Source organism: Caulobacter sp. AP07, assembly GCF_000281955.1.
In the GTDB taxonomy this organism is placed as follows: domain Bacteria; phylum Pseudomonadota; class Alphaproteobacteria; order Caulobacterales; family Caulobacteraceae; genus Caulobacter.
Map to the genome: position 1 here is coordinate 1 of NZ_AKKF01000249.1, position 8972 is coordinate 8972.

Below are 8972 nucleotides of genomic sequence, written 5' to 3' on the forward strand. Positions count from 1 at the left end.
GGCCATGTCTTGCCCGGCCGCTCGCCGCTCTCCAATGGTTGTTTGAACGGAGTGCGTCGATGAGTTTGCCGGCAAGGTTGAAGCGTGAACTGCGGTTCCTGAAGGGGCTTACGCGCACCCTGAAGCGCGTGAAGTCCATCGCACCCGACAGCGCCAACCTGGTCTGCGATGACCTGGAAGCAGCAGTCGACAAGTGGTCGTCGAGCCCGGCGATCACCTTCGAAGGCAAGACCATCACCTATGCCGAGCTGGACGGCATCGCCAACCGCTACGCCCACTGGGCCAAGGGGCAGGGGATCACGCGCGGCCAGACCGTGGCGCTGTTCATGCCCAACCGGCTGGAATATCTGGCGATCTGGTACGGCCTGTCGAAGGTCGGGGTGGCCACGGCCCTGATCAACAACCAGTTGACCGGCCCGGCCCTGGCCCACTGCCTGAAGATCTCGGGCGCCCTGCACTGCATCGTCGACGCCGAGACCTCGCCCTGTTTCGAACAGGTGAAGGGCTTGCTGGACCCCGTTCGCCATATCCAGCAATGGGTGCTGGGACCCGTCTCGGGCGACCAGCGCGACCTGGTCAACGCCCTGAAGAGCTGCAGCCAGCTGCGCCCCGACCGCCTGACGGCTCGCCACGGCCTGGTCGCCAAGGACACCGCGCTCTACATCTTCACCAGCGGCACCACCGGCATGCCCAAGGCCGCCCGCATCACCCACATGCGGGCCCAGCTCTATATGCGCGGCTTCGCCGGTTCGACCGACGCCCGCGCCACCGACCGCATCTACATGACCCTGCCGCTGTACCACGCCACCGGCGGCCTCTGCGCCATGGGCGCGGCCCTGCTGAACGGCGGCTCGGTCGTGCTGCGCAAGAAGTTCTCGGTCAGCCAGTTCTGGGACGACGTGGTCGCCGAGAACTGCACGATGTTCGTCTATATCGGCGAGCTGTGCCGCTACCTGGCCAACCACCCGGAAAGCTCCAACGAGCGGGCCCACAAGATCCGCCTGATCTTCGGCAACGGCCTGCGCCCCGACGTCTGGGACACCATGCTGGACCGCTTCAAGGTGGGCGGCGTGCTGGAGTTCTACGGCGCGACCGAGGGCAATGTCTCGCTGTTCAACTTCGACGGCCGGCGCGGGGCGATCGGCCGGATCCCGAAATACCTGCGCAGCAAGTTCAACATCCGCATCGTCAAGTTCGACGTCGAGACCGAGACGCCGGTGCGCGGCCCCAACGGCTGCTGCATCGAGGCCGCGCCTGGCGAGGTCGGCGAATGCATCGGCCATATCGCCAGCGACGCCCGCTCCAACTTCACCGGCTACGCCGACAAGGCGGCGACCGAGAAGAAGATCCTGCACGACGCCTTCCAGAAGGGCGACGCCTGGTTCCGCACCGGCGACCTGATGCGCTCCGACGGCGACGGCTACCTCTATTTCGTCGACCGCATCGGCGACACCTTCCGCTGGAAGGGCGAGAACGTCGCCACCAGTGAGGTGTCCGAGCGTTTGTCCGGCGTCGAGGGCGTTCGGGAGATCAATGTCTACGGCGTGCCGATCGGCGACCTGGACGGCAAGGCCGGCATGGTCTCGCTGGTGGTCGGACCCGAGTTCGACATCGCCGCCCTGGCCGAATATGTCGACCGCGAGCTGCCCAGCTATGCGCGGCCGATCTTCGTGCGCCTGCAGCCCGAGATCGAGACCACCGGCACCTTCAAATATCGCAAGATGGACCTGGTCCAGGAGGGCTTCGACCCCGCCAGGATCAAGGACCCGCTGTATTTCCGCGATCCGGCCAAGGGCTATGTGAAGCTGACCAAGGCGGTCCACGCCAAGATCCTGGCGGGCGCCTACCGCCTGTAGGGGCCTTCGGGGAGGGGCATGCTGGAACCGGCGAGCCTTTCGGCCGCGCCGATGGTCAAATCTCGGGACGATGTTGTGATCGGCGCGAGGGATGCTTCGCGATCGGGCCGGGTATAGATTGCCGCCCGAGATCGGGAGGGCCATCGTCGGAGCGCCATCATGGCCGAGCCTCATAGCGACACCACACCCAACCCATCCGCACCCAACCCATCCGCCGGGCCCTCGCGGGAGAGGGCCGGGCCATCCCCGCCGGCCGAACCGGCGTCATTCCGTCCGGCCGGCGAGGCGGACGGGCCGGGCCCCGAAGCCAAGTCCGCACCTGGGGAAGGCAAGATCGAGTTCACCCACGAAGGCGGGGACATGGCGGCGGCGGGCCACCAGGCGATGCTCGCCTCGGTCCGTCTTTGGGAGCAGGCGCTCGAACCCCTCCAGGCGTTCGTGTCCAGCATGACGCGATGGAGCGAAGAGTTCTGGCGCGAGGCGGCCAGCGGCCTGCGTCCCGTGCCGTTCTCGCGGTTCCTGAACCCGGCGCCGTTCCTGGACCTGCCGTCGATCGACGTGAGGGAACGGGCCGACGCCTACGTCGTGTCGGTCGAACTGCCGGGACTCACCGACCGGGACGTCAGCGTCTCGACCGAGCGCGACATGCTCCGGATCCAGGGCCAGAAGACCCAGGACCAGGACGCGGCGACCCAGACCTACCGGCGCAGCGAACGCTGGTTCGGACATTTCGAGCGGATCTTCCCCTTGCCGCCCGGGGTCGCGGCGGACCGGATGACGACGTCGATGCGCGACGGCGTCCTGGAAATCGTCCTGCCCAAGCTCGCCTCGGCGGTGGAACCGGCCCCGACCGGGGTTCGCCACTGAGAGGGGGAGGGGCGGGGTCCTACAGCCGCCCCTTCAACTGCCATCCCGGGCACTTGCGCCCGGGACCCCCCGTCCGCCGCAGGTGCGGAGGGGTGGCGCGCCGGCGCGCCAAAGCGCTTCACCTGCAAGCTGAACCAGGGATCCCGGGCACAAGGCCCGGGATGACGGTTGAAAGATGGAGTGCGGAAAAAGGCCCGGCGGCCGGGCCGCGCCCGACGTCGTCGGAGGCCCATACAGCGAAGCCCGGCGTTCACCTCCTTTTTTCGGGAGGGGGATCGCGTCGGGCTTCCTGGTCCGGTCAATCGCCTCATGGTTTCGAGGTGATCCTTCCAGATCGGGATCGAAGGCTTTCGCCTTGGATCCATCCTAAGAACGATCCTGGCCCTCCCGCGTTCCCACCGGAAACTCAAAAAAATCAGATTTCGAGGCCGCGGCGTCAGCTGGGCGCGTAGGCCGCGCCACAGCCGGGACAATGCGACCGCGACAGATAGGTCCAGGCCTTTCGCACAAAGGGCCAGGCCTCCCCCTCCTCGTACTGGAGGAGGCGACAGGCGACCGCGAGTTGGGCCGAGACGTCGTGGAGGGTGCGGGGCGTCAGCTTGCCGAGAAGCTTCAAGGCCTCCTCGCGCGCGTCGCCCAGGCGCCGACTTTCGGCGTCTATGGCGTCCATCTCCGCGCCCATCGGCAAGGCGCTGACCTGGGCGGTCGATAGCTTGAAGTAGTCGAACTGACGGGTCGCCAACGTCTCCAGATCGGACCAGCGCCCGGCGAGACGGGCGATCTCCCTGTCCAGGGCGATCCAGGTGGCGCACCGCGCGGGGATGTCCGCGGCGCCGGTCGTCGCCCATCCCCGCGCGGGCCCCGCCAACGGCGCACCAGCCGCGCCGATCACGGCGCGACGTGAGATGGCAGGCAGGCGCGCGCCGTCGCCCGTCTTTCGACGCTGGCCCATAGCGTAGGTCCTGATTCAGTGGTTATTGTTTTCCTATCATATCGACCAAAAGAGATCAACGAAAAACGATCATGAGAGCGGAAAACAATAACGAAAGTCTCACGGCTGGCCAGATTCGCGCCGCGCGAGGCCTTCTGGATTGGAGCCAACCTCAGTTGGCTGAAGCGGCGAAGCTCTCTCTTCCGACCATTCGCCGCATGGAAGGGCCGCTTGGACCCGGCCGGAGCACCGTTGCCAATATTGAGGCGGTTCGTCGCGCGTTCGAAGAAGCCGGCGTCGTATTCGTTGTTGCCGGCGAGATAAGCGCGGGCGGTCTGGGCGTCCGCTTCAAAATCGGATCCTAGAAACAGGGTCCCTGTTTCCGAATTGCTTGGCCCTTTTTGGGTTTTAGGCCTGTTCTTTGAGATTGCTTGGAGGTGCCTCCAAAACGGCCCACCGTTCGCTTTGACAGTCACCGCCTCATCGTAGCGTCAACGCAGTGAATTATCTCTTTGCCTGCTGCGTATGCCGCTTTGATCTCGTCATAGTTAGTAGTGTTTGGCGCTCTTCCGGCGTGAACAAATTGATGGCGCCAGGAAATAACATTGTCGTAGCTATTCAACATGCTGATCCTGGCGCTTCGCAGCATGGCTTTCTCTCGCATTTCAACAAGTTTTTTGAACTTATCAGAGTATTTTTGACCAAAAAGCTTAATGTGATCGTTGGCTAGATTGCGATATTTTATTTGACCGTTCAAACGTTCGAAGCGACCCCTCGCCACGCTTCCTAATACCTTATGCTTCTTATCCGAGAAATCGTAGAAGATGTCCTTAATTGCCAACTCGTAGCCTGTCACCGCCGATATAAGGACAAATCCTAGGTACCTGCTCTGAATAAATGGATCGCCAATACCACCCATTACCTCGTCAAGATGGACTAGGTAATCATCAACGATCTTAAACTTATCTATATAAGTCATTGGTCAAGCAAGTGCTTCCTGGCGGCAGCCATGCGGTCTCGGATGCTTGATATATCGCTAGTGTTATAGAATATCGCTGCCTTGTACTTTTCATCTCCGAGAAGCTTTTCATAGCGCTCTGCTAGATCGTGCGGTGCCTTACCGCCGTTCGCGACGAGGACAGACATCACGGAATCAAGCGCCGCGAGGTTCAGAGGCCCCCTCACGTGGAACGGCTTCTCAGGGAGATGCTTCGCGACTAAGTCGGAAGCCGCCTGAAAGGCCTGCTGCACCCTCATAATGTCCACACCATCGGACTTCGCGTAGGACTTCATGTACCCATTCAAGAAAGATTTCATGGGTTTTTCGTAATGCTTACTCTTCTCAGTCAACGCCCACACGCGCAGCACCACCTCGACATCCCGAAGGTGCCGGTCAGGTTTTGGCTGAGCAAGTATCTTCCTCCAAGATGGATACGCATTGGCCTTCTTCAATGTGGTGACCATCTCGCCGTGGAAGACGCAATTTCTGATCTCCTGCGGGCGAAGTGGTGTGCCTCCCGTGTTCAGGCGTTCGAAAATATGATACATACTGCTCTCATCCCTAACGGGCGAGAGTTGGCGAATATTTACGACACGAAGCACGGAACTTTTTAGGGCGCGCTGATCCTTCGCCTCAAGATCTTCAAAGCGCTTATTGTAGTAGGGACTCTTCTTGGAAATCCCGCTGAGGCGGAAAACCTGACGCTTGCCAGACTCGGACTCGTCACCAAAATATCCAGAGAAATAGCTCACCACGGTCATGATGCGCTGCTGACCGTCGATAACTAAACTTTTCTTGGTATCGTCGATGTAAAAGAACACTTGGGGGACGGGTAAACCCATCAGGAAGGATTCAATTAGAGCAGATGCTTGCTTGATATTCCAAACATATCCTCTCTGAAATCCTGGAATAACGATCTCCTCGTCATTCCACATGTCATATAGAACACTTAGAGTGGGGTCTGACGGATAGGTCGCAATATCGTACTGAACATGTACAGGCTCGTCATCCCCGCTCTCCCCTCCTTCGTCATCCACCAAAAGATCAAGTTGCAGGTCTGTATCGTCCATCGGTTTTGCCGCGCGTCCGTTCAGCTGTTCTCGCCATGATAGCAGTCAGCTTTACCGTCAAGCTACAGGTGTTTCGGCCTCAGGAGTTGCGGTGACAGTGCGCTCAATTGGAAAAGCGCCAACACCCCTACAGCTCCCCCGCCACCCCGCCCCAGTCGGCCGGGTCGACGTCGGCGATCGATTGCGAGAACGTCCAGACGTGGCCGGCCAGGTCGACGGCGACGTACTGGCGCTCGCCATAGGCGTGGTCGCTGGGCGGGCCGACGATCCAGGCGCCGTGCGCCTTGGCGCGGGCGTGGTGGGCGTCGATGTCGTCGACCCGGACCATCACGCCGTGGACGCGGTCGCCCTTGGCCAGGGTTCCCCGGGCCTTGGTGACGACCAGGGCCCCGTCGCCGACATTGAGCTGGGCGCGGTGGCCGCCCATCGTCAGGCGCGGGGTGAAGCCGAAGGCGGCGCACAGCCAATCGACGGCCGCCTCCACCTCGGGATAGGCCAGTTCCGGTATCACCGCGGCGCGCGGCATCGAGCGATTGGCCAGCATGGCTTCCTCCTTCGGGTCCCGTCAGGCGCCGCAGGCCGCTCCGTTCAACTTCCGCTGATAGGCCTCGGCCAGACTCATATAGGGCGGCAGGAAGGTGTGCAGCACCACCGTCTTGCCGTCCGTCGTCACGCCCGCCGCGCCGGCCCGCATTTCGAAGTGCAGGTGGATGGTGGTCGGGGTGCCGGCGAAGTCGTTGGCCACCTTGCCCAGCCTCTGGCCGACGGCGACCGCGTCGCCTTCATGCACGGCCAGGGTCGCCATCTGCATGTGCAGGTAGCGATAGGTGCGGTGCGGGGCGGCCGAGGCGGTCAGGGTGACGGTGTAGGTCCCGATGTCGGTGATCACGCCCTTCTCGGCGGCCACCGCCCAGTGCAGGTTCTTCTTGCAGGTGGCCGGGCGGATGTCCTGGCCCTGGTGGCCCGCGCCGCCGGCGCACAGCGGCGTGTCGCGCGAGCGGGCCTCGCAGAAGTTGTCGCGCCAGGGCAGGCTGTAGTTGGCGCTGTCGCACTGGCTGGTCCCGGCCGGGCCCAGGCCGCCGCCGTGGCCGTAGACCTGGGAGTTGGCGAAGGCCGCCTCCTCCAGCGGCCAGCACATGCTGGGCGACCACACCGTGCGGTCCAGATAGCCCTTGCCCTGGCCGGCCGGGATGGCGCCGGGCGGGCCATGGTCGAAGGTGGCGGGCGTAGGGGCTGGCGGCGTGGCCGGTTGGACCGGCGGCTCGGCGACCGGCGGGATCGGCTCGCCGGGCGTCTGCTCGGCGCCGCCGTCACCGGGGGCGTCCTCCGGCGTCGGGGCGCCGGGCTCGGGCGAGGCGGGGGTCTTGACCTCGCCGCCGGGCGTCGGCGGTTTCGGGGTCTTGGGCTCGCAGGCGCCGAGGGCCAGGACGGCCATCAGCACCAGAGGCGAAAGGGCGGTGAGCCTGCGCATCGGCCTAGCCCCCCAGGCCGGCTTCGGCGCGGGCGGCGGCGCCCATCACCACGGCGGTGGTCTTGGCCGCCAGCCCCTGGGCGTAGTTGTCGTCCATGCAGCGCGGGTCGGTGGGCGCGTCGCAGCGCACCTCGACAGTGTAGAGCACGCCGTAGCGCACGAAGCTGATCAGCTGGCCGTCGACCGTGCGCTGGCTGGTCGCGCCCTCGGGCCCCACGGGGGTGATCTTCAGCGGCGTGGCGGCCGGCAGCGGCACCACCGTGGTCGTGCCGCTGAGCGAGACGCCCAGCCCCGGCGCGTCGGCGGTCAGGGTGTAGTAGTCGCCGAACGAATAGAGCCGCGCCCCGGCCGTCAGGTCGGCGTCGGTGGGCAGCAGGATCGGCACGCGGGTGGCGTCCACCGCCGCCTTGTCGAGGTTGGGGGCCAGGGTCTCGCCCGCCCCGCCGGTCTGGCGCAGGCCGCCGACCGCGCCCTGCCAGTCGACCCGGCCGCTCGTCCGCTGGCGTCCCGCGACCAGGGCGTTGCGTCGCGCCGCCAGCTGGGCGGCCGTCGTCACGGGCGCGCCCGTCGCGGGATCGACGCGCGTCTGGGAAACCGCCGCCCCCAGCACCCCCGCCGCCAGGACGACGCCCAGCAGCATACCCGTCACCAGTCGCATGAGAGCCCCCTCGCATCACGCCGTTCGCTCAACCATAGGGCGCCGGCGGGCCGCTGTTAACCTTTCATCGGCGGGGACCGCATTGTCGCACCGCGATTGAACGCGCGGGGCATCCTGGCTATAGGACCAGTCTGATCACGGGTCATGTGTGTGGCGGCCCGATAAATCCCAAGCTTCTTCAAATGGATAGGGTGATTTCGCCATGCTGCTGACGATGATGAAGGCCAAGCTTCACCGCGCCACCGTCACCCAGGCCGACCTGGACTACGAAGGCTCGATCGCCATCGACACCGACCTGCTGGACGCCGCCGGCATCCTGGCCAACGAGCAGGTCGACGTGCTGAACATCACCACCGGCGCCCGCTTCACCACCTACGCCATCGCCGCGCCGCGCGGCTCCAAGGTGATCGGCGTCAACGGCGCCGCCGCCCGCCTGGTGCAGAAGAACGACACCGTGATCGTCGTGGCCTACTGCCAGATGCCGGCCGAGGAGGCGCGCAACTACGCCCCCACCGTGGTGCTGCTGGAGAACGGCAACCAGATCAAGAAAGCCGCCTGAGGGTGCGCGGCCTCGCCGTCCTGGCGCTCGCGGCCGTCGCGCTGAGCGCCTGTTCGCCCAAGCTGCCCGAGGGCGTCGACGAGGCCCGGCTGTCCGAGACCGTCGGCCGCGCCATCGGCGGGCCCAACACCTGCGTGATGCTGGCCGACAAGGCGGGCAGAGTGGTGTGGAAGGCGGGCGGCTACATCACCTGCGCCCGCAACCTGCCGACCTGCGCGGGGGCCACGGCCACCGCCCAGACGGTGCTCGAGGGCGCGGCGGGCCGGCCGGCGCGGTTCGCCAGCTGCCCTTCAGGCCCTGGCGTCGCCACCGTCGGCTGGGCCACGGGCCTGGTCCCGGTGGGCGAGGGCCGGCCGGATCGCGGCCTGTCCTACGTGGCGGTGATGGAGGGCGAGCGCGCCCTGCCGGGCCGCGAGGTCCAGGAGCGCGTCGAGCGGGCGTTCAGGAAGGCGGGGCTCTGATTCCTTCTCCCCTTGCGGGAGAAGGTGTCGGCGTAGCCGACGGATGAGGGGTCTCTCAAACGAAAACCGCCGCGACCGGCCTTTCGGCTGATCGCGGCG

General features: G+C 65.2%; 11 protein-coding genes. 5 read left to right on the top strand and 6 right to left on the bottom strand.

Annotation, left to right across the window (positions count from 1 at the left end):
• Positions 1-59: 59 nt before the first annotated feature.
• On the top strand, positions 60-1856 hold the full coding sequence (locus tag PMI01_RS22340) for a long-chain-acyl-CoA synthetase (protein WP_007674590.1): 1797 nt from the start codon (positions 60-62) through the stop codon (positions 1854-1856).
• 360 nt (positions 1857-2216) lie between these two features.
• Entirely contained in the window at positions 2217-2723 is a 507-nt protein-coding gene (locus tag PMI01_RS26240; RefSeq protein ID WP_007674591.1) for an Hsp20/alpha crystallin family protein, read from the top strand.
• Between the two features lie 436 nt (positions 2724-3159).
• Here PMI01_RS26240 and PMI01_RS22350 read toward each other — a convergent pair whose 3' ends face one another.
• Positions 3160-3675 (bottom strand): hypothetical protein, encoded by a 516-nt coding sequence (locus PMI01_RS22350; protein ID WP_007674592.1) that lies wholly within the window; start codon positions 3673-3675, stop codon positions 3160-3162.
• Between the two features lie 71 nt (positions 3676-3746).
• Here PMI01_RS22350 and PMI01_RS26600 point away from each other — a divergent pair, with 71 nt between their 5' ends.
• A complete protein-coding gene (locus tag PMI01_RS26600) occupies positions 3747-4019 on the top strand; it encodes a helix-turn-helix domain-containing protein (protein WP_081497732.1) in 273 nt (90 codons plus the stop codon).
• A 107-nt stretch (positions 4020-4126) separates the two neighbouring features.
• On the opposite strand, the gene PMI01_RS27300 is transcribed toward PMI01_RS26600, so the two are convergent.
• The 5 genes from PMI01_RS27300 to PMI01_RS22370 form a co-directional block, all read right to left on the bottom strand.
• A complete protein-coding gene (locus PMI01_RS27300) occupies positions 4127-4633 on the bottom strand; it encodes a HEPN domain-containing protein (RefSeq protein ID WP_157223838.1) in 507 nt (168 codons plus the stop codon).
• A complete protein-coding gene (locus tag PMI01_RS22355) occupies positions 4630-5724 on the bottom strand; it encodes a DUF262 domain-containing protein (RefSeq protein ID WP_007674593.1) in 1095 nt (364 codons plus the stop codon). Before PMI01_RS22355 ends, PMI01_RS27300 begins: the two co-directional genes overlap by 4 nt.
• Before the next feature lie 127 nt (positions 5725-5851).
• Positions 5852-6268, bottom strand: coding sequence for a VOC family protein (locus tag PMI01_RS22360; RefSeq protein WP_007674594.1), 417 nt, complete (start codon positions 6266-6268; stop codon positions 5852-5854).
• A 21-nt stretch (positions 6269-6289) separates the two neighbouring features.
• Positions 6290-7195 carry a M23 family metallopeptidase gene (locus PMI01_RS22365; protein WP_007674595.1) on the bottom strand — a complete coding sequence of 302 codons (906 nt, stop codon included), beginning with the start codon at positions 7193-7195 and terminating at the stop codon, positions 6290-6292.
• A gap of 4 nt (positions 7196-7199) precedes the next feature.
• Positions 7200-7853: a hypothetical protein gene (locus PMI01_RS22370; protein ID WP_007674596.1), complete on the bottom strand. Its 654-nt coding sequence runs from the start codon at positions 7851-7853 to the stop codon at positions 7200-7202.
• Positions 7854-8055: 202 nt separating this feature from the next.
• Here PMI01_RS22370 and panD point away from each other — a divergent pair, with 202 nt between their 5' ends.
• Entirely contained in the window at positions 8056-8412 is a 357-nt protein-coding gene (panD, locus tag PMI01_RS22375) for an aspartate 1-decarboxylase (protein ID WP_007674597.1), read from the top strand.
• Between the two features lie 2 nt (positions 8413-8414).
• Positions 8415-8873, top strand: coding sequence for a hypothetical protein (locus tag PMI01_RS22380; protein WP_007674599.1), 459 nt, complete (start codon positions 8415-8417; stop codon positions 8871-8873).
• Positions 8874-8972: the final 99 nt, after the last annotated feature.